We start from the raw sequence: 22141 nt of genomic DNA on the forward strand, positions 1-22141 counted from the left end.
GAACGTGAGCAATCGAAAAGTTCCGTTACGAAAATGTGTTGTAACACAAGAGATGAAATCAAAACGCGAGCTCATTCGCATTGTTCGTTCCAAAGAGGGTGACGTTTCTATTGATTTGACAGGCAAACAATCAGGACGCGGTGCATACTTGTCAAAAGATAAAGAATGCATTTCCCAGGCGAAAAAGAAGAATATTTTGGAACATCACTTAAAAGCGAAAATTAATGACTCTCTTTATGAAGAGCTAATCGAGCTTGTTGAGAAGGAGTCGAAGTAAGTGTCCAATTGGAAATCATTTTTAGGGCTAGCTAATCGAGCCCGAAAGATTATATCGGGTGAAGAGCTTGTTTTAAAAGAAGTTCGAGGCGGTAAAGCGAGGCTCGTATTGCTTTCTGAAGATGCGTCAGCGAATACAACAAAGCGCATTACGGACAAAACAACGTTCTACAACGTACCAATGAGAAAAGTCGAAAATCGACAAGAGTTAGGGCATGCGATTGGGAGAGAAGAACGAGTCGTTGTAGCGGTGTTAGATGACGGCTTTGCTAAGAAGCTGCTTAGCATGCTCGATACAACTTACCGGGGGTGAAGGTATGAGCAAAATTCGAGTATATGAATATGCAAAAAAGCACAATATCTCAAGTAAAGATATTATTACAAAACTAAAAGAAATGAATATTGAGGTTTCGAATCATATGGCGATGTTAGATGATGAAGTAGTAAACAAGTTAGATAATCAATATAATGATGGAGCAGAAAAAACTTCTGTTGCAGATGAGTTTGAAGTAGAAGAAAAAGTTGTTCGTAGTAAAAAGAATAGCAATAAGAATAAGAAAAAAGGTAAAGGGAATCAAGACAAACGTCAAGAAAACTTTGCTGGAAGACAACAAACGCAAACGGTAGAAACACCAGATAAAATCACTTTCGCTGGTACACTTGCTGTAGGCGAATTGGCAAAAAAATTAAGTAAAGAGCCATCCGAAATTATTAAAAAGCTCTTTATGCTTGGAATCATGGCAACAATTAACCAAGATTTAGATAAAGAAACAATTGAGCTAATTGCTAGTGATTACGGTATTGAAGTAGAAGAAGAAGTGATTGTTAGTGAAACAGAATTTGAAACGTTTATGGACGAGCAAGACGATGAAGAAAACTTAAAAGAACGTCCGGCTGTTGTTACAATTATGGGACACGTTGACCATGGTAAAACAACATTACTTGACTCTATTCGTAATTCAAAAGTAACTGCTGGTGAAGCGGGCGGAATTACTCAGCATATCGGTGCATACCAAGTTGAAGTAAACGACAAAAAAATTACGTTCCTAGATACACCAGGTCACGCAGCATTTACAACAATGCGTGCACGCGGTGCGCAAGTTACGGATATTACAATTCTAGTTGTAGCAGCTGATGACGGTGTTATGCCACAAACAGTTGAAGCGATTAACCACGCGAAAGCAGCTGGAGTACCAATTATTGTTGCTGTGAATAAAATGGATAAACCATCAGCAAATCCAGACCGTGTAATGCAAGAGTTAACTGAATATGAGTTAGTTCCAGAAGCTTGGGGCGGCGATACAATCTTCGTACCAATCTCTGCCATTAAAGGTGAAGGAATTGACAACTTGTTAGAAATGATTCTTCTTGTAAGTGAAGTAGAAGAATATAAGGCAAATCCAAATCGCTATGCAACTGGTACAGTAATCGAAGCACAGCTTGATAAAGGTAAAGGAACAATCGCGACATTACTTGTTCAAAACGGTACACTTCGAGTAGGAGACCCAATCGTTGTTGGTACATCATTCGGCCGTGTTCGTGCGATGGTAAATGATATTGGTCGTCGTGTAAAAGTTGCTGGTCCGTCTACTCCTGTTGAAATTACAGGCTTAAACGAAGTACCACAAGCAGGCGATCGCTTTATGGCATTTGCTGATGAGAAGAAAGCGCGTCAAATCGGTGAATCACGTGCACAACAAGCATTGGTTGCACAGCGCGGTGAAAAATCTAAATTAAGCCTTGAAGATTTATTCCAACAAATTCAAGAAGGCGATGTAAAAGAAATTAACTTGATTGTGAAAGCAGATGTACAAGGTTCTGTAGAAGCAATGGCAGCATCACTTCGTAAAATTGATGTTGAAGGCGTAAAAGTGAAAATCATCCATACTGGCGTAGGTGCAATTACAGAATCTGATATTATTTTAGCTTCTGCATCTAATGCAATCGTAATCGGATTTAACGTACGTCCTGATGTCAATGCGAAACGTACAGCTGAATTAGAAAACGTTGATATTCGTTTGCACCGTATTATTTATAAAGTAATCGAAGAAATCGAAGCAGCAATGCAAGGTATGCTAGATCCTGAATTCGTAGAAAAAGTAATTGGTCAAGCAGAAGTTCGTCAAACGTTTAAAGTAACGAAAGTTGGAACAATTGCAGGCTGTTACGTAACTGATGGTAAAATCACACGTGATAGCGGCGTACGTATCATTCGTGATGGCGTAGTTATTTTCGAAGGACAGCTTGATACGTTAAAACGTTTCAAAGATGACGTAAAAGAAGTTGCACAAAACTATGAGTGTGGTATCACAATTGAAAGATATAATGATCTTAAAGAAGGGGACATCATTGAGGCGTACATTATGGAAGAAGTGAAGCGATGATTATCGCTTCACTCTCATTTGAGTGTATGATTTATGATGTGCATTCTTTAAAAGAGAAACGAGCAATTTTACAGCGTATTTTAACTCGTGTGAAACAAAGGTACAATGTATCTGTTTCAGAAGTTGGACACCAGGATGTATGGCAACGTACAGAAATTGCAATCGTTTCCGTATCCTCAAATCGTGTTGTCTGCGAAAAAGAAATGAATCGTGTACTTGCGTATATTGACTCATTTCCTGAGATTGAACGTACGATAACACAATTGGAATGGTATTGAATGAGGTGATTAGTTATGAAGCTACGTGCAAATCGCGTGGGCGAGCAAATGAAGAAAGAATTAGGCGAAATTATCAGTCGCAAAATTAAAGATCCACGTATCGGTTTTGTGACGGTAACAGATGTGCAAGTAAGTGGGGATTTACAGATTGCCAAAGTATATATTTCTGTTTTAGGAGACGAAGAGCAGAAAGAAAATACGTTAAAGGGCTTAGCGAAGGCAAAAGGCTTTATTCGTTCTGAAATTGGACAACGTATTCGTCTTCGGAAAACACCTGAAATCTCCTTTGAATTTGATGAATCGATTGGATATGGTCATCGAATTGATACGCTTTTACACGAAATTAATAAAGACGGTAAACGTGAAGAATAATGGATAGACACTTGTCTATCCATTTTTTCAATGTCAAATAAGTTTTACATAAAAAAGTATAATGATGAGGTGAACATATGGAAGGTGTATTGCTATTACATAAACCAAAAGGGATGACATCGCATGATTGCGTATTTAAGTTAAGAAAAATATTAAGAGAGAAACGCATAGGGCATACAGGAACTTTAGACCCGGATGTGACAGGTGTATTACCGATTTGTGTAGGACGTGCTACAAAAATTGCACAGTTTTTAACGAGTGAAACAAAAACATATGAAGGTGAAGTCACGCTAGGCTTTTCGACAACTACAGAAGATGCTTCAGGTGAAATTGTTGAAAAACAGGACGTAAGTCGTATTATTACACGTAAAGAAGTAGAATCTGTATTAGCAGAGTTAACGGGAACACTTGAACAAGTACCACCGATGTACTCAGCTGTAAAAGTGAATGGAAAGAAATTATATGAATATGCAAGGGCGGGAATAGAAGTAGAGCGTCCAGTTCGTACAATTACAATTCATGACTTTACTTTACTTGATGACCGTGAGGTGTTTGAGGGTGCAACAGTTTCCTTCCGTTTTCGAGTGACTTGTAGCAAAGGGACATACGTGAGAACATTAGCTGTGATGATTGGGGAAAAGCTTGGATTTCCAGCGCATATGTCAGATCTTGTACGAACAGCATCAGGAGAGTTTAACTTAGAAGATTGCATATCATTTGAAGAAATTGAGCAAAACGTGCAAAATGGAACAGTAGAGTCTATCTTCATTTCCATTGATGAAGCTTTACATAAGTTTCCGAAAGTGGTTGTCGATGAAGAACAAGCAGAAAAAGTGAAGAATGGCATGTTCTTACCGAATAAAGAGCAATTGATAGCGCCATTTATTACGGTCTTTGATGAAAATGAACGCTGCTTAGCGATTTATGAACATCATCCAAAACTTCCAGGTATGTTGAAACCAATGAAAGTACTTGTGAATAATCAAGAATTACAGCTATAATGAATAATTAGAAGGATTATTATAGAAAAAGGTGAATTCAAGCGTGAAACTCATTCATTTAACTCATCCTCATGCATTAAACAAAGTGGAAATAGAGCCTACTGTGATGGCATTAGGGTATTTTGATGGTATTCACTTAGGTCATCAACGTGTCATTCGCACTGCAAAAAAGGTGGCGGAAGAACGAGGGTTTAAAAGTGCTGTTATGACTTTTCATCCGCATCCGTCTGTTGTATTAGGGAAAAAGGAAGCGCATGTGGAGTATATTACGCCTTTACGAAGCAAAGAAAAAGTGATTGCAAGTTTAGGAATTGATATTTTATATGTTGTGAAATTTGACGAAGCATTTGCAAATCTATTGCCACAACAATTTGTAGATGATTATATCATTGGGCTGAATGCAAGGCATGTTGTAGCTGGTTTTGATTATTCATACGGACGTTTAGGAAAAGGGACGATGGAAACTTTGCCATTTCATGCAAGAGGGGAGTTTACACAAACCGTGATTGAAAAAGTAGAATTTCAAGAAGAAAAAGTAAGTTCCACATTATTGCGAAAACATATTCGTAGCGGAGAAATGGAACAAATTCCATCTATTTTAGGCAGACTGTATACTGTTGAAGGGATAGTTGTTCATGGAGATAAGCGAGGACGCCAAATTGGTTTTCCGACAGCAAATGTCGCTTTAAATGATGCATATCTTTTGCCACCTGTTGGTGTATACGCTGTTCGAATGAAAGTAAATGATGAGTGGCATGAAGGTGTATGTAATATCGGATATAAACCGACTTTTAAGGAAAATGAAAAGCAGCTTTCTATTGAAGTGCATCTTTTTGAATTTCAGCGTGATATATATGATGAGTCTGTTGTTGTAGAGTGGTATATGCGAATTCGCGAAGAAAAAAAGTTCAATGGTATTGATGAGTTAGTTGCACAAATTGCAAAAGATAAAAGAATAGCAGAAGATTATTTTAGCCGTGCAAATAATATACTTGCTTTTTCTAATGAAAAGTAGTATTCTATCTTATGTACTTTACAATAACCATTGCTTGGCATTACGACTCACCGACGTTTGCTAGGTAACTGGGGATTTATTACTTAGGAGGTGAAATAGGATGGCTTTAACACAAGAGCGTAAAAACGAAATCATTGCACAATTTAGAACTCATGAGACTGATACTGGTTCTCCAGAAGTTCAAGTTGCTGTCCTAACGGAGCAAATTAACACTCTAAATGAGCACTTACGTACTCACAAGAAAGATCATCATTCACGTCGCGGTCTTTTAAAGATGGTTGGTAAACGTCGTAACTTACTTACTTACCTTCGTAACAATGACATTACTCGCTACCGTGAACTAATCACAAAGCTTGGATTACGTCGATAGTCGAAAAAGCGGGAATATTCCCGCTTTTTTGTTAGGTAAAAATATATCTTCGACTCTTGATAGCTTACTGAATTTTCGGTAATACTAGAGGAAGAATATTGTGATATATTATTCATTTACATAGAAGAACTGAATACTTTAAATTGAGAGGGGTACTTAAATGAGTCACGAAAAGCAAGTCTTCTCGATAGATTTGGCTGGTCGTCAGCTAACAATTGAAACAGGTCAGCTTGCAAAGCAAGCAAATGGAGCAGTATTAGTAAGATATGGCGACACAGCGGTTCTATCTACAGCAACTGCATCAAAAGAGGCAAAAAATGTAGATTTTTTCCCATTAACAGTAAACTATGAAGAGCGTTTATATGCAGTAGGGAAAATTCCAGGCGGTTTTATTAAACGTGAAGGTCGTCCAAGTGAAAAAGCAATCTTAGCGAGCCGTTTAATCGATCGTCCAATTCGTCCTCTTTTTGCTGATGGCTTCCGTAATGAAGTACAAGTTGTCAGCATCGTTATGAGTGTGGATCAAGATTGCTCTTCAGAAATGGCAGCTATGCTTGGTTCTTCATTAGCGTTATCGATTTCAGATGTTCCGTTTGAAGGTCCAATCGCTGGTGCGACAGTTGGTCGTATTGATGGAGAGTTTATTATTAATCCAACAGTTGAACAACAAGAGAAAAGTGATATTCACCTTGTTGTTGCTGGAACAAAAGATGCTATTAACATGGTAGAAGCAGGTGCAGATCAAGTACCTGAAGAAACAATGTTAGAAGCAATTATGTTCGGTCATGATGAGATTAAACGCTTAATCGCTTTCCAAGAAGAGATTGTACAAGCAGTTGGTAAAGAGAAAACAGAAGTTAAACTGTATGAAGTTGACGCTACAATCAACCAAGATGTACGTGAAATGGCAGAAAAAGATATGCTTGCTGCTATCCAAGTTCATGAGAAACATGCACGTGAAGATGCAATTAATGAAGTGAAAAAACGTGTAATTGAGCATTATGAAGCGAATGAAGCTGATGCAGAAACATTAGGACAAGTAAGTGAGATTTTATATAAAATTGTAAAAGAAGAAGTACGTCGTCTTATTACAGTTGAAAAAGTACGTCCGGATGGTCGTAAAGCTGATGAAATTCGTCCTTTAGCATCAGAGGTAGGAATTTTATCTCGTACGCATGGTTCTGGTTTATTTACACGTGGACAAACGCAAGCACTAAGTATTTGTACGTTAGGTGCATTAGGCGATGTACAAATTTTAGATGGTCTTGGTGTAGAAGAATCAAAACGCTTTATGCATCATTATAACTTCCCGTCCTTTAGTGTCGGAGAAACAAGACCAATGCGTGGTCCAGGTCGTCGTGAAATCGGTCATGGTGCATTAGGTGAGCGTGCTCTTGAGCCAGTTATTCCATCCGAAAAAGACTTCCCATATACAGTTCGTCTCGTATCAGAAGTATTAGAATCAAATGGTTCTACTTCACAAGCAAGTATTTGCGGAAGTACATTAGCGATGATGGATGCAGGTGTTCCACTGAAAGCACCAGTTGCTGGTATTGCAATGGGACTTGTGAAGTCTGGTGAACACTACACAATTTTAACAGATATCCAAGGTATGGAAGATCACTTAGGTGATATGGACTTTAAAGTAGCAGGTACAGCTAAAGGTGTAACAGCACTTCAAATGGATATTAAAATTGAGGGTTTATCTCGTGAAATTTTAGAAGAAGCATTGCAACAAGCGAAAGTTGGACGCATGCACATTCTAGATCATATGTTATCTGTTATTGCTGAGCCTCGTACAGAGTTATCTCAATATGCTCCTAAGATTGTTACAATGACAATCAATCCAGATAAAATCCGTGACGTTATTGGACCAAGCGGAAAGCAAATTAACAAGATTATTGAAGAAACAGGCGTGAAAATTGATATTGAACAAGATGGTACAGTCTTTATTTCATCTATTGATCAAGAAATGAATGAAAAAGCGAAGAAAATTATCGAAGATATCGTTCGTGAAGTACAAGTGGGTGAAATTTACTTAGGAAAAGTAAAACGAATTGAAAAATTCGGTGCTTTCGTTGAATTATTCAGTGGGAAAGACGGTCTTGTTCATATCTCTGAACTAGCACTTGAGCGTGTAGGCAAAGTAGAAGATGTTGTGAAAATCGGTGATGAGATTTCAGTAAAAGTTATCGAGATTGACAAACAAGGTCGTGTAAACTTGTCTAGAAAAGTACTGCTTAAAGAAGAGCAAGAAAAAGAAGCAGCAAAACAAGAACAAGAACAAGAACAAGAATAAGCTAAAAGCCAAGGAACTCCTTGGCTTTTTTATTATGTATAAAACCTTGGGATATATCTCGAGGTTTTTTTGTATATAACAGAGTATAGTTTTAACGAGAACGTTTAAATTAACAATGATAAGAAAAGGAGATTTTTATTATTCTGCTTTAACGAGCTGTAAATCCAGTTTTAACATTTAGGGAAAGAGAAGAAGTAAGATTGGACTAAACAGCAGTGGTAGATGTAAGTCACGCCTAATGATAGAAGTTTCATTTTACTGGAGGGTACTTTTATGAAAACTCGCATCATTTTACTTATAGTTATATTATTGTTCTCAGCTCAGCATTATTCGCATATATCATATGCAAAAGACCATTTGTACGAAGAGATTGAAGAAAAAGCGAAAGTATATACGATTCCAGCACAAAATGCATGCATTGATAAAGTATGGAAAGCAACGCCAGGTTACAATGGAAAAGCAGTAGATATAAGAGCTTCCTATGATAACATGAAGAGGAAGGGTAGTTTTGATGAGAAACAGTTGGTATATCGAGAGGTATCGCCTCAAGTGCATTTAGAAGATTTATCTCCCGCTCCTATTTATAGAGGGAATCCAAGTAAAAAAATGGTTGCGCTTACTATTAATGTTGCCTGGGGGAACGAATATCTTTCTCGGATGTTAGAAGTACTGCAAAAACATCAGGTTACAGCAACTTTTTTTCTAGAAGGAAGATGGGTAAAAGAAAATTTACGTTTTGCAAAAATGATTGCAGATGCAAATCAGGAAGTGGGAAATCATTCGTATACGCATCCTGATATGAGCACTTTGTCGGTTGATGCAATTTATGAACAATTGCAAAAAACGAACCAAGTCATTGAAGCAGCGACGAATCAAAAGGTACGCTGGTTTGCACCGCCAAGTGGGAGTTTTCGTGATGATGTTGTCCATACTGCTGCAAAACTAAAAATGGGAACCATTATGTGGACGGTAGACACAATTGATTGGAAACGACCAGAACCACATGTGTTGCTACAGCGAGTGTTAAGTAAAGTACATCCCGGTGCCATTATTTTAATGCATCCTACTTCTTCTTCAGCAGAATCACTTGATACATTGATTTCAAAGCTAAAAGAGAGAGGGTATACGGTAGGGAATGTATCTGCTTTAGTAGACGAAAAGCGTATTGATTAAACACATTTGCATGACATTCGCTGTTAAACTTGTTATGATTATATAATAGAATCTTTTTACAGAGAATTTGTCAATAGGAGGAAGGCATTTGATCAAAAAATATACGTGTAAAAATGGAGTAAGAATCGTAATGGAGAATATTCCAACAGTACGTTCTGTTGCAATTGGAGTATGGATTCATGCGGGATCACGAAATGAAAATGAAAAGAATAATGGGATTTCTCACTTTTTAGAACACATGTTTTTTAAAGGAACGAAAACACGTAGTGCTAGAGAAATTGCAGAATCCTTCGACAGCATTGGCGGGCAAGTTAATGCGTTTACATCAAAGGAATATACATGTTACTATGCAAAAGTATTAGATGAGCATGCGAAATATGCGCTTGATATTTTAGCGGACATGTTCTTTAATTCAACGTTTGTTGAAGAAGAATTGAAAAAAGAAAAGAACGTTGTGTTCGAAGAAATTAAAATGTATGAAGATACACCAGATGATATTGTTCACGATATGTTAACGAAAGCGACGTATGAAACGCATCCGCTAGCATATCCGATTTTAGGAACAGAGCAAACCCTTGATACATTTACAGGTGATACGCTTCGTCAATATATAAAAGATCATTATACGCCAGAAAATGTCGTTGTTTCCGTCGCTGGTAATATTGACGAATCCTTTGTTCAAATCGTCGAACAATATTTTGGGAATTATGAAGGAACGACAAATCGCGAACAAGTACATAAGCCTGTTTTTCACCCGAATAAAGTAGCGCGCAAAAAAGAAACAGAACAAGCTCATTTATGTTTAGGATTTAAAGGATTACAGATGGGTGACAAAAGTATTTATAATTTAATTGTATTAAATAATATTTTAGGTGGCAGCATGAGTAGCCGTCTGTTCCAAGAAGTGCGTGAGCAACGCGGGTTAGCATACTCTGTATTTTCTTATCATTCTTCTTATGAAGATACAGGGATGTTAACAATTTACGGAGGAACGGGTAGTCAGCAGCTAGATACGCTGTATGAAACTATTCAGCAAACACTAGATATACTAAAAGATAAAGGAATTACAGAAAAAGAATTACTTAACAGTAAAGAGCAACTAAAAGGAAATCTTATGTTAAGTTTAGAAAGTACAAATAGTCGTATGAGCCGCAATGGTAAAAATGAGTTGCTGCTGAAAAAACACCGCTCTTTAGATGAAATTATTGAAAGTGTAAACAGTGTTACAAAAGCGGATGTAGATACGCTGATTCGTAATATGTTTACAGACGAGTTTTCTGCAGCGCTTATTAGTCCAAATGGAGAGCTTCCAAAAGGAATAAGTAAAAAATAAATATGTCTATGAAACCGTTTCTTATTAAGGAGAAACGGTTTTTTTATATACAAGGGGGTAAAACTTGTAGGTATTTTTTTTGCAAGACTAGAATAGGTACTTAATATAAAGTGAAACTTCCATCAGTGTGGGTTTTCTTCATCCCCCACCTATCTTCTTCGCTTTTTCTTAATCTTGAGGTGGGGTCTTACTGCCCAAAAGTAGCGGGATAAAAGAAATCTTCTAATTAGAACGTTATATAAGGAGAGGATGGAATGCGATTAAGTGAATTGAGCGGGAAAGAAATTGTTGATTTACAGCGTGCGGAAAGAATGGGAGTACTTGGACATGCGGACTTAGAGATTGATGAGAAAGATGGTAAAATTCAAGCGCTCATTATTCCTGTTGGGAAATGGGGAGGGTTCAAACGAGGGCAACAAGAAGTGCGTGTGGAGTGGAGTAGAATTAAAAAAGTAGGGCAGGATATGATTATTTTTGATCTTGCTAATTATTCAGATCCTGTTTAAAAGATAACCATTGCGGTTGTCTTTTTTTATTGTGAGAATCCATAGATGTAAATCATCCTTACTTTTTGTTTTTCAATCACCTTATACTCGTACATTACATATGATGTGGAGGAAAACGAAAAAAGTAGGCGCTTTTCTTATAATGAGAGAAAAAGAAGGTGAAGTAAAGGATGTTGACTGATATCCATATTGCTGTCATAGGAGGAGATGCACGGCAGCTTGAAGTTATTCGTAAGCTAGTTGAGCTTGATGCAAAACTCTCATTAGTAGGCTTTGATCAACTTGATCATGGATTTACAGGAGCAGCAAAAGAGAGTATGCAGAATCTTGATTTTACTTCTTTAGATGCCATCATTTTGCCGGTTGCTGGAACTGATGCAAACGGACAAATCGATACAATTTTTTCTAATAAAAAAGTGATCATTACGAAAGAACAAATTGAAAACACACCAGCACATTTTACGATATATTCAGGTATTAGTAACACTTACTTAGATACAATTGCTTCTTCTACGAATCGAAAACTTGTCAAATTGTTTGATCGTGATGATGTGGCAATTTATAATTCAATTCCAACGGTTGAAGGGACCATTATGATGGTCATTCAACATACAGATTATACAATTCATGGCTCTAAAGTAATGGTATTGGGGTTTGGGAGAACTGGAATGAGTGTAGCGAGAGCATTTCAGTCGCTAGGAGCAAAAGTGAAGGTAGGTGCCCGGCGCTCTGAACATATCGCTCGTATCACAGAGATGACATTTACGCCATTTCAAATGCGAGATATAGAGCAAGAGGTACAAGATGTCGATATTGTAATTAATACAATTCCGTATCTTGTTGTAACAGCAAGTATAATTTCAAAAATGCCAGCTCATACATTGATTATCGATTTAGCTTCTAAACCAGGCGGAACAGATTTCCGGTATGCGGAAAAGCGAGGCATTAAAGCATTGTTAGCACCTGGACTGCCAGGAATTGTTGCACCAAAAACGGCAGGGCAAATTCTCGCGAACGTCCTTTCTAATTTATTAATGGCAGATATAGAAGTGAGAAAGGAGAAGAAAAAATGAGTGTAAAAGGCAAACGAATTGGTTTTGGATTAACAGGTTCGCATTGTACGTATGCAGAAGTCATGCCGTATTTAGAGAAGCTTGTTGCAGATGGAGCCGAAGTGTTACCTATTGTATCGTATACATTGCAAACGACAAATACGAGGTTTGGTGAAGGGGCAGAGTGGGTTGAAAAGATAGAAACTATTACAGGTCATAAAGTAATTGACTCTATCGTAAAAGCAGAGCCCCTTGGTCCGAAAATTCCGCTAGACTGTATGGTTATAGCTCCGTTAACAGGCAATACGATGAGTAAATTTGCAAATGCAATGACAGATTCTCCTGTACTAATGGCAGCGAAAGCGACACTAAGAAATGGTAAACCTGTTGTATTAGCTGTTTCAACAAATGATGCTCTCGGATTAAACGGAGTGAATATGATGCGTTTGATGGCAACGAAAAATATTTATTTTGTACCGTTTGGGCAAGATGCACCGCATAATAAACCGAATTCTATGGTAGCGCGTATGGAATTGTTGCAAGATACAATGGTTGAAGCAATGGAAGGGAAACAACTGCAACCTGTAGTTGTAGAAAAATTCAGATACATGAATTAACAAACAAAAAACAGACAATTTTTTTCATGAAACCATCATTCTGATCGCAGAATATGATAAAATTAATTCTATTAAGAATTAGAAGGAGTATTTGTTACTCCTTTTTATTCTAATTATAGAAGGATTGGTACCTAGAAAGGGGCATAGTGATGGAAAAGAAAAAATCTTTTCATGTCGCTGTAGTTGGAGCAACCGGCGCAGTTGGTGAACAAATGTTAAATACTTTAGAGCAACGAGATTTTCCAATTGGAAAGTTAACGTTACTTTCATCTAAACGTTCTGCAGGCAAAACGCTTTTATTTAAAGGAGAAGAAGTAACAGTACAAGAAGCTACTCCTGAAAGCTTTGAAGGAGTGGATATTGCACTCTTTAGTGCAGGTGGATCTGTATCAAAACAATTAGCACCAGAAGCAGCAAAGCGCGGTGCAATCGTCGTTGATAATACTAGTGCGTTCCGCATGACAGAAAATGTTCCGCTTGTTGTACCAGAAGTAAACGAAAAAGATTTATTAGAACATAACGGAATCATTGCAAATCCAAACTGTTCTACAATTCAAATGGTAGTTGCTCTCGAACCAGTTCGTCAGCACTTTGGTTTAAAACGAGTAATCGTTTCCACATATCAAGCTGTATCAGGTGCAGGGGCTGCTGCAATTGAAGAGCTTCATGAACAATCACAAGCCATTTTAAACGGCGAAGAAGTAAAAGCAAATGTTTTACCTGTAAAAGGTGATAAAAAACATTATCAAATTGCATTCAATGTGATTCCGCAAATTGATAAGTTCGAAGATAATGGTTTTACATTTGAAGAAATGAAAATGATTAATGAAACGAAGAAAATTATGCATATGCCAGAACTTGAAGTAGCGGCAACATGCGTACGCTTACCAGTTGTATCAGGTCACTCTGAATCTGTTTACATTGAAGTGGAAAAAGAAGGTGTAACAGTAGAAGAGTTGCGTAATCTATTAGCAAATGCAGAAGGAATTATACTGCAAGATAATCCGGAAGAGCAAGTATATCCAATGCCAGCAACTGCAGTTGGTAAAAACGAAGTATTCGTTGGTCGTATTCGTAAAGATTTAAACAATGATAAAGGATTCCATCTTTGGGTCGTATCTGATAACTTATTAAAAGGTGCTGCATGGAACTCTGTTCAAATTGCAGAACGATTAGTGAAATTACAATTAGTGTAAACGGCTAAAAGAAGGTGCAAAAATGAAAATTATTGTCCAAAAATTCGGTGGTACATCTGTGCGTGATGAAAATGGTCGAAAGCATGCCCTTCATCACATTCAAAAATCATTGAAAGAAGGCTATAAAACTGTAGTTGTTGTATCTGCGATGGGCCGCAAAGGTGAGCCTTATGCGACGGATACATTATTAAGCCTTGTAAATGAAAAACAATCGTTCATTTCAAAACGTGAACAAGACTTACTATTATCTTGCGGGGAGTTAATTTCGGCAATTGTGTTTTCAAATATGTTAAATGAAAAGGGTGTAAAGGCTGCAGCGTTTAACGGTGCACAAGCTGGATTCATTACAAATGATGACTTTACAAATGCAAAGATTATTGAAATGGATTGTCAGCGTATTTTGAAGGAATTAGAAGAAGTTGATGTAGTCGTCGTAACGGGTTTCCAAGGGCAAACGAACGAGGGCGATACGACTACACTTGGGCGCGGGGGTAGTGATACATCAGCGTCAGCGTTAGGTGTTGCACTTCATGCTGAGTATATCGATATTTTTACAGATGTAGAAGGTGTGATGACTGCTGATCCACGTATTGTAAAAGATGCGCGTCACCTTCAAAATGTAACATATAATGAAATTTGTAATATGGCATATCAAGGTGCAAAAGTTGTTCATCCGCGTGCAGTTGAAATTGCGATGCATGCAAAAGTGCCACTGCGTGTGCGTTCAACATATTCTGATAGCGAAGGAACTCTGATTGCAGCGTATGATGGTGCAACAAAAGGTCGCGATGTACAAGAGCGTCCTGTAACTGGTATTGCTCATGTTTCCAATGTAACGCAAATTAAAGTGTTGGCCAAGGATGGGGCATACGATTTACAAACAGAAGTGTTCAAAGAAATGGCAAATGAAAAGATTAGCGTAGATTTAATTAACATTTCTCCTACTGGTGTAGCATACACAGTTAGTGATGAGGTTGCAGGCCGAGCTGTCGAAGTACTGCATAAACTTGGATATCATCCAATTGTAACTGAGCACTGCGCGAAAGTATCCATTGTTGGAGCTGGTATCGCAGGTGTTCCGGGTGTTACTGCAAAAATTGTAACGGCGTTAGCTGAAAATGGTGTTCAAATATTACAATCTGCAGATAGCCATACAACAATATGGGTGCTTGTTAAAGAAGAGAAACTGGTAGATGCTGTAAATGCGCTTCATCGTGCATTTGAGCTTTCAAAAGAAAAGCAACTGGAATTATAAGGAGTGAGACCATGATAGATTTTGGGATAATTGCAACGGCGATGGTCACACCATTTGATAAGAATGGAAATATCGACTTTGTAAAGACAACAAAATTGGTAAATTATTTAATTGATAACGGTACAACAGCAATCGTTGTAGGGGGAACAACAGGTGAGTCTCCTACATTAACATCTGAAGAAAAAGTAGCGTTATATCGCCATGTCGTATCTGTTGTCGATAAAAGAGTGCCTGTAATTGCTGGAACTGGTAGCAATAATACACATGCTTCTACGGAGCTTACGCAAAAAGCAGAAGAAGTAGGTGTAGATGCGATTATGCTAGTTGCACCGTATTATAATAAACCAAGTCAAGAAGGTATGTATCAGCACTTTAAAACAATTGCTGAAAGTACAAAACTGCCGGTTATGTTATATAACGTTCCAGGCCGATCTATTGTACAAATTTCTGTTGATACAGTTGTTCGTTTATCACAAATTCCAAACATTGTTGCAATCAAGGATGCAGGCGGCGATGTATTAACAATGACAGAAATCATTGAAAAAACAGATGATAATTTTGCTGTATACAGCGGTGATGATGGCTTAACATTGCCAGCGATGGCAATTGGAGCGAAAGGTATTGTATCTGTTGCTTCTCATGTTATTGGTAACGAAATGCAAGACATGATTGCAGCATTCCAAACTGGTGATATGAAAACAGCACAAACGCTTCATCAATTGTTAGTAAGAGTGACGAATGCACTATTTATGGCACCGAGTCCAACTCCTGTCAAAACAGCACTGCAAATCGTAGGGTTAGATGTTGGTTCTGTTCGTTTACCCCTTCTACCATTAACTGAGGCAGAAAGAATGCAATTACTTGAAGTTATACAATCAATTCCTCGTTAATAGAAAAGAAAAGTGGCTTAGTGTTATACTAAGTCACTTTTTTGTGTTTCGTACTGTATCCCGCATTAACGGGCAGTAAGACCCCTATCTACAAAGTAAATCCCCATGGATGGAAGTTTCACTTTATTACTTAGATGAAGTGGTGAAATGAATCCGGTTTATCATCGTGTACATATTCTTCTTTTTCCTTTCTTATAATTTAACTTGTGTTCTATTTCTTGTATCAGTTATAATATGGCTAAGTAGCTTAGTACGGGTATGCTTAGCAAAAATGGGAAAACTTTACGGATTATCGGATTTTGTATTAATTTACATAAAACATTTGATTTATATAATGAAAGAGAGGTGGAACCTGGTTTAAAAACGAAAAAACGTGATATCGCATAGCGATAAGACCTTCGTTTTAGATGCTGAAAAATGATGGTGGAGTTTCCCCTGGTTTCTCTACAATGTTAGTGGGATCAGTTTTTACAACATTTTTAAACCAGGCAACAACATGAAGAAAAAAGAGATAGGTACTGTAAAAGTATTCGCTCTCGGTGGAGTGGGCGAAATTGGAAAAAATATGTACTGCGTTGAAATTGACTCTGAAATTTTTATTGTGGATGCGGGACTTATGTTTCCAGAAGAAGAGATGTTTGGAATAGATATTGTTATTCCTGACATCACATATTTAGTAGAAAATAAAGAGCGAGTAAAAGGACTATTTTTAACACATGGCCATGAAGATCATATTGGTGGTATTGTCTATGTGTTAAGAAAATTAGATATTCCAGTTTATGGAACGAAGCTAACGAATGGTCTTGTGAAAGAAAAATTAGGAGAAGCGGGTATGTTAGGTCGCGTTGATTTAAAAACGATTGATTCTAATACTACGGTAGAATTCGATACAACAACTGTTTCCTTCTTTAAAACAACACACAGTATTCCAGATGCAGTAGGGGTTTGCTTCCATACTTCACAAGGTGCAATTGTATATACTGGTGATTTTAAATTTGACCAAACTCCAATTGGGAATACTGGTTCAGATATTGGAAAAATGGCACAAATCGGAAATGAAGGTGTGCTTTGCTTACTATCTGATAGTACAAATGCAGAGCGCCCTGGCTATACAGGATCTGAGAGAGAAGTCGGTTTGGAGATTTCTAAGGTATTTTATAATTCAGAAGGTCGTATTATTGTGGCTTCATTTGCTTCTAACGTTCACCGTATTCAACAAGTTTTTGATGCAGCGTATGAAACTGGGCGTAAGGTAGCGGTAGTTGGACGAAGTATGGTAAAAGTTGTTGATATTGCGTATAAACTAGGATATTTAAATATTCCAGACGGTATGATAATTTCACTACACGATGTTGATAATTATCCTGAGAAAAAGGTGACAATTTTAACGACTGGTAGCCAAGGTGAGCCAATGGCTGCTCTTTCTAGAATGGCAAGACAAGCCCATAAACAAATTTCAATTCGTAAAGGTGATACAGTCATTATTGCTGCATCGCCAATTCCAGGGAATGAAACATCTGTTTCAAGGACAATTGATTTATTGTTTAGAGCAGGTGCGGATGTCGTATATTACGGAGAAAAGAAAGTCCATGTTTCCGGGCATGGTAGTCAAGAAGAATTGAAACTAATGTTAAACTTAATGAGACCGAAATATTTTCTGCCTGTACATGGTGAATTCCGTATGCAAAAGGCGCATGCCCGTTTAGCTCAGGATGTTGGCATTCACGCAGATCGTATTTTTATCACGGAAAAAGGTGAAGTGATTTCCTTCACAGATGGAGAAGCAAAGCCTGCCGGTAAGGTTCCTGCGGGAAATGTATTGATTGATGGATTAGGCGTTGGCGATGTTGGAAATATCGTTTTGCGTGATCGTAAAATGTTATCACAAGATGGTATTTTAGTCGTTGTTGTAACGCTTGGAAAAGATGAGAAAAAGATTATTTCTGGACCAGAAATCATTTCACGAGGATTTGTTTATGTTCGTGAATCAGAAGCGTTAATTGAAAAATCAACTGATATTGTACGCACAATTGTAGAACAATCTATTAAAGAATATTCTATTGAATGGTCAACGTTAAAACAAAATATTCGTGAGTTACTTGGACAATTTTTATTTGAAAAAACAAAGAGAAAACCGATGATTTTACCAATTATCATGGAAGTATAAGAGATGGCTGCCCATTTGTAGGCGGCTTTTTCTTTTATCCTCTTTCGAATGAAATTTATAACTTAACAAATAATAGTTGTATACGTAAGAAAGGGGATACGATATGGTAGAGCGTGATGAAATGAAAAATGAAGAAAAAGAGGCCGAGACAAAGGAAGAAACGAAAGAAGCTTCTGTGCTAGAGAAAATTCAGCAGCTTGGACAGACGAATGTCCCGCAATTTAATGAATCGCGTATTCATTGTTTAACGATTGTAGGGCAAATTGAAGGGCATGTACAATTACCGCCGCAAAATAAAACAACGAAATATGAACATGTTATTCCTCAAATTGTAGCAATTGAACAAAATCCTAAAATTGAAGGGTTATTAATTTTGTTAAATACAGTTGGAGGAGATGTAGAAGCTGGGCTTGCAATTTCTGAAATGATTGCCTCGCTTTCGAAACCAACAGTATCGATTGTTCTTGGTGGAGGTCATTCAATTGGTGTGCCGATTGCTGTGTCAACAGATTATTCATTCATTGCAGAAACAGCAACAATGACGATTCACCCTATTCGTCTTACAGGTCTTGTGATAGGTGTTCCGCAAACATTTGAGTATTTAGATAAGATGCAAGAGCGTGTCATTCGTTTTGTAACAAAGCATTCAAAAGTAACAGAAGATCGTTTTAAGGAGCTAATGTTTGCAAAAGGGAATTTAACACGAGATATTGGTACAAATGTTGTAGGTGGAGATGCGGTGAAATATGGTTTAATTGATGATGTTGGAGGGATTGGTCAAGCGGTCAAAAAATTAAATGAATTAATTGGCGCAAAAGCATCAACTGAACAAAGCGGGGCGTTATTACAATGATTTTATATACCATTATGCCAGAGCAACTCGTGTATCCGATGGATCATACAGAATTTGCAAGGCAGAAAATTGTACATGTAGATGGTATTGATATGGTTGTTGAAATGGGGAATGAAAATGATTATTCTGTTGTACGAGTATTAAGTACAAATCCCCAGCATTTTTTACAATATGAACCGGGGCAGAAAATATCCTTTTCGTAAAAGCAGGATTTTGTTTATGAGCTATGGTATAATATAAAAAACAAGAAGGTGGAGCAGCCGTGTATAGGCTGCTTTCTTCAATTTATCCCGCTATTCGCGGGAAGTTATCACCTGCCTCAAGATTCTAAGAAAACAAAGAAGATAGGAGCGGGATAATTTCCCGTAAAATCTTGATTGGTCGGGCTAACGATGTGAGGGATGAAAACCCTGCATTCATGGAGGTTTTACTTTATTCGTATTCGGCTCTAAATTATCTACTGGTAAGATAACGTAAAGAAATTTACTACCATTAGAGCGGGATGGAAACTACACTTGTTGTACGAAAGTTATATTTTTGAATTGGAATTTGAGGTGAAGAAATGGCAAAACAAAAGCAAAGAGGGACGAAAACAAAAGCAAGACGTACCATAAAGCCAACTTTGTACTACGAAATCGTCGGTTTGACTCTTTTTGCGCTCTCCATCATTACAATTATGCAGCTAGGTGTTGTCGGAAAAGCATTCGTGCTATTTTTTCGCTTTTTCTTTGGGGAATGGTACATACTTGGAGTACTCGGAGTTATTGCTCTTTCTATAGCATTTGTTATAAAACGAGAGTGGCCGAATTTATTGCACAAACGATTGATTGGTATATATTTAATCGTATTAACCGTGCTCATGTTTAGTCATATTACATTAGTCAATCTTCTAACAAAAGATGGAGCGGTACAAAGTTCATCTGTTATTGTGACTACGAAAGATTTGTTTTTTCATGAAATGAAAAAAGGAGTCGACACGGTTCATTTAGGCGGGGGAATGTTTGGGGCTATTATGTTTGCGACATGTTACTTTTTATTTGATGAAGTTGGCGCATACATAATTGGAATGATTCTCATTTTACTTGGTGTACTATGTATTACAAATAAACATATAGGCGAGGTGCTTGCACCGATTGGGCGTATACTTAGAGGGCAATTTGAAGTGATGCAAGGCGATTACAAAGAGTGGCAAACAAAACGTGCTGCTGAGAAAACGGAAAAGAAAAAGACTGCTCGTACGCGAAGTGAACGTCATGTGCAAGAAGTGCCGGAGTTAGAAGAGAGTGTAGAAGAGAGAGTAGAAGAGGTTGATGTAGTGCCGCCGATTATATCAAACTTTACTGAAAACTATGCAGCACCAGATCCAATAAGAAATGAATCGCTTATTTCTGAAACACATCAAGAAGAATCTCTGCCTATGCAAGAGGAGCAGCTGAAGCCGAAGAAGGGCGGGAAAATTGTTGAATCTCTTGCTGGAGAGACAGCAGCGCCGCCAATGCATTTTTCAGATGTTGAAAATAAAGATTATAAATTGCCTTCTTTAGAGCTATTAAAGTTTCCGAAGAATAAGCAAGTGACCAATGAAAATGAAACGATTTATGAAAATGCACGTAAGTTGGAACGAACATTCCAAAGCTTCGGTGTGAAAGCGAAAGTAACAAAGGTTCATAGAGGGCCAGCTGTTACAAAATATGAAGTGTATCCTGACATGGGAGTTAAAGTAAGTAAAATTGTTAGTTTAAGTGATGATTTGGCATTAGCTTTAGCGGCAAAAGATATTCGAATTGAAGCCCCAATTCCGGGGAAATCAGCTATCGGGATTGAAGTGCCGAATTCAGAAGTTGCAATCGTTACGTTAAGAGAAGTGTTAGATTCGAAAGCAAATAATCATCCAGAAGAAAAGTTATTAATTGGACTTGGGCGTGACATTACAGGAGAAGCTGTATTAGCCCGTCTGAATAAAATGCCTCATTTACTTGTAGCAGGAGCAACTGGTAGCGGAAAGAGTGTATGTATAAACGGAATTATCACAAGTATCTTAATGCGCGCTAAGCCGCACGAGGTGAAACTAATGATGATTGATCCGAAAATGGTAGAGTTAAATGTATACAATGGTGTTCCGCATTTATTAACGCCTGTTGTAACAGATCCAAAGAAAGCATCACAGGCGTTAAAAAAAGTTGTCAATGAAATGGAACGTCGCTATGAATTGTTTGCTCATAGTGGAACGCGTAATATTGAAGGATATAACGAGTATATAAAGCAACATAACGAACATTCTGAAGCGAAGCAACCCGAACTTCCTTATATTGTTGTTATAGTGGACGAGTTGGCAGATTTAATGATGGTTGCTTCTTCCGATGTAGAGGATGCAATTATGCGTCTTGCACAAATGGCACGTGCAGCTGGTATTCATTTAATTATTGCAACGCAGCGTCCATCTGTGGATGTTATTACTGGTGTTATTAAAGCGAATATTCCATCGCGAATTGCCTTTGCAGTTTCTTCTCAAATTGATTCAAGAACTATTCTTGATACAGGGGGAGCAGAGAAATTATTAGGACGCGGTGATATGCTGTTTGTACCAATTGGTGCTTCTAAACCAGTTCGTGTGCAAGGAGCATTTCTATCAGATGAGGAAGTAGAGAAAGTAGTAGAATATGTTGTTACGCAGCAAAAAGCACAGTATCAAGAGGATATGATTCCGCAAGATGTACCAGAAACGACGCAAGAAGTAGAGGATAGCTTATATGATGAAGCAGTTCAGCTTGTTGTCGATATGCAGACAGCGTCAGTTTCTATGTTGCAGCGGAGGTTCCGTATTGGGTATACGCGGGCGGCACGTTTAATCGATGCGATGGAAATAAATGGTGTTGTTGGACCGTATGAAGGAAGTAAGCCCCGTGAAGTATTAATAAAAGATATTCAAGAGAAAAGTTCGTAATAAAGTGAAACTTCCATCAGTCGGGGAGGCTTTATTCCCCGCTGATGGTTAGTTGAACCAATCGGGCTCTTATGGGCAGTTATTCCCCATCTATCTTCTTAGCTTTCTCTAAATCTTGAGGTGGGGGCTTACTGCCCGTTAGTGCGGGATAAAGTGAAAC

21 protein-coding genes are annotated in these 22141 nt (G+C 37.8%); all 21 read left to right on the forward strand.

The window, feature by feature from the left end; translation table 11 throughout:
* Positions 1 to 4 precede the first annotated feature (4 nt).
* Complete coding sequence (gene rnpM / locus LRP84_RS01775; protein WP_302850558.1) at positions 5 to 277, forward strand: RNase P modulator RnpM; 273 nt, start codon at positions 5 to 7, stop codon at positions 275 to 277.
* Positions 278 to 589 carry a YlxQ family RNA-binding protein gene (locus tag LRP84_RS01780; protein WP_230573496.1) on the forward strand — a complete coding sequence of 104 codons (312 nt, stop codon included), beginning with the start codon at positions 278 to 280 and terminating at the stop codon, positions 587 to 589. It begins immediately after the preceding gene.
* A 4-nt stretch (positions 590 to 593) separates the two neighbouring features.
* Positions 594 to 2660 (forward strand): translation initiation factor IF-2, encoded by a 2067-nt coding sequence (infB, locus tag LRP84_RS01785; protein WP_230573497.1) that lies wholly within the window; start codon positions 594 to 596, stop codon positions 2658 to 2660.
* Positions 2657 to 2938 (forward strand): DUF503 domain-containing protein, encoded by a 282-nt coding sequence (locus LRP84_RS01790; RefSeq protein ID WP_154711815.1) that lies wholly within the window; start codon positions 2657 to 2659, stop codon positions 2936 to 2938. Before infB ends, LRP84_RS01790 begins: the two co-directional genes overlap by 4 nt.
* Before the next feature lie 15 nt (positions 2939 to 2953).
* Entirely contained in the window at positions 2954 to 3310 is a 357-nt protein-coding gene (gene rbfA, locus LRP84_RS01795; RefSeq protein ID WP_035428960.1) for a 30S ribosome-binding factor RbfA, read from the forward strand.
* 77 nt (positions 3311 to 3387) lie between these two features.
* On the forward strand, positions 3388 to 4311 hold the full coding sequence (gene truB / locus LRP84_RS01800) for a tRNA pseudouridine(55) synthase TruB (RefSeq protein ID WP_230573498.1): 924 nt from the start codon (positions 3388 to 3390) through the stop codon (positions 4309 to 4311).
* 43 nt (positions 4312 to 4354) lie between these two features.
* Positions 4355 to 5326, forward strand: a complete 972-nt coding sequence (gene ribF / locus LRP84_RS01805) for a bifunctional riboflavin kinase/FAD synthetase (protein ID WP_230573499.1) — start codon at positions 4355 to 4357, stop codon at positions 5324 to 5326.
* Between the two features lie 100 nt (positions 5327 to 5426).
* On the forward strand, positions 5427 to 5696 hold the full coding sequence (gene rpsO / locus LRP84_RS01810; protein WP_020059143.1) for a 30S ribosomal protein S15: 270 nt from the start codon (positions 5427 to 5429) through the stop codon (positions 5694 to 5696).
* Positions 5697 to 5856: 160 nt separating this feature from the next.
* Complete coding sequence (gene pnp / locus LRP84_RS01815) at positions 5857 to 7995, forward strand: polyribonucleotide nucleotidyltransferase (RefSeq protein ID WP_230573500.1); 2139 nt, start codon at positions 5857 to 5859, stop codon at positions 7993 to 7995.
* A 273-nt stretch (positions 7996 to 8268) separates the two neighbouring features.
* Positions 8269 to 9168: a polysaccharide deacetylase family protein gene (locus LRP84_RS01820; RefSeq protein WP_230573501.1), complete on the forward strand. Its 900-nt coding sequence runs from the start codon at positions 8269 to 8271 to the stop codon at positions 9166 to 9168.
* A gap of 88 nt (positions 9169 to 9256) precedes the next feature.
* Complete coding sequence (locus tag LRP84_RS01825) at positions 9257 to 10501, forward strand: M16 family metallopeptidase (RefSeq protein ID WP_230573502.1); 1245 nt, start codon at positions 9257 to 9259, stop codon at positions 10499 to 10501.
* A gap of 254 nt (positions 10502 to 10755) precedes the next feature.
* Positions 10756 to 11007 (forward strand): YlmC/YmxH family sporulation protein, encoded by a 252-nt coding sequence (locus tag LRP84_RS01830; RefSeq protein WP_230573503.1) that lies wholly within the window; start codon positions 10756 to 10758, stop codon positions 11005 to 11007.
* 170 nt (positions 11008 to 11177) lie between these two features.
* Positions 11178 to 12080 (forward strand): dipicolinic acid synthetase subunit A, encoded by a 903-nt coding sequence (gene dpaA, locus LRP84_RS01835; RefSeq protein ID WP_230573504.1) that lies wholly within the window; start codon positions 11178 to 11180, stop codon positions 12078 to 12080.
* The gene (locus LRP84_RS01840) at positions 12077 to 12676 is read left to right on the forward strand and encodes a dipicolinate synthase subunit B (protein ID WP_230573505.1); all 600 of its coding nucleotides are present in this window, start codon (positions 12077 to 12079) and stop codon (positions 12674 to 12676) included. Before dpaA ends, LRP84_RS01840 begins: the two co-directional genes overlap by 4 nt.
* 149 nt (positions 12677 to 12825) lie before the next feature.
* Positions 12826 to 13872: an aspartate-semialdehyde dehydrogenase gene (gene asd, locus LRP84_RS01845; protein WP_230573506.1), complete on the forward strand. Its 1047-nt coding sequence runs from the start codon at positions 12826 to 12828 to the stop codon at positions 13870 to 13872.
* A gap of 22 nt (positions 13873 to 13894) precedes the next feature.
* Positions 13895 to 15127, forward strand: coding sequence for an aspartate kinase (gene dapG / locus LRP84_RS01850; RefSeq protein ID WP_230573507.1), 1233 nt, complete (start codon positions 13895 to 13897; stop codon positions 15125 to 15127).
* An 11-nt stretch (positions 15128 to 15138) separates the two neighbouring features.
* A complete protein-coding gene (gene dapA, locus LRP84_RS01855) occupies positions 15139 to 16017 on the forward strand; it encodes a 4-hydroxy-tetrahydrodipicolinate synthase (protein ID WP_230573508.1) in 879 nt (292 codons plus the stop codon).
* A gap of 496 nt (positions 16018 to 16513) precedes the next feature.
* A complete protein-coding gene (locus LRP84_RS01860; protein WP_230573509.1) occupies positions 16514 to 18184 on the forward strand; it encodes a ribonuclease J in 1671 nt (556 codons plus the stop codon).
* A 103-nt stretch (positions 18185 to 18287) separates the two neighbouring features.
* A complete protein-coding gene (locus LRP84_RS01865) occupies positions 18288 to 19037 on the forward strand; it encodes a ClpP family protease (protein ID WP_230573510.1) in 750 nt (249 codons plus the stop codon).
* Positions 19034 to 19240 carry a YlzJ-like family protein gene (locus LRP84_RS01870; RefSeq protein WP_098309714.1) on the forward strand — a complete coding sequence of 69 codons (207 nt, stop codon included), beginning with the start codon at positions 19034 to 19036 and terminating at the stop codon, positions 19238 to 19240. Before LRP84_RS01865 ends, LRP84_RS01870 begins: the two co-directional genes overlap by 4 nt.
* A gap of 359 nt (positions 19241 to 19599) precedes the next feature.
* Positions 19600 to 21981, forward strand: coding sequence for a DNA translocase FtsK (locus tag LRP84_RS01875; RefSeq protein ID WP_230573511.1), 2382 nt, complete (start codon positions 19600 to 19602; stop codon positions 21979 to 21981).
* The last annotated feature ends 160 nt before the right edge of the window (positions 21982 to 22141 follow it).

Origin of the sequence: Bacillus rhizoplanae, assembly GCF_917563915.1 — a bacterium.
Classification (GTDB): Bacteria; Bacillota; Bacilli; order Bacillales; family Bacillaceae_G; genus Bacillus_A; species Bacillus_A rhizoplanae.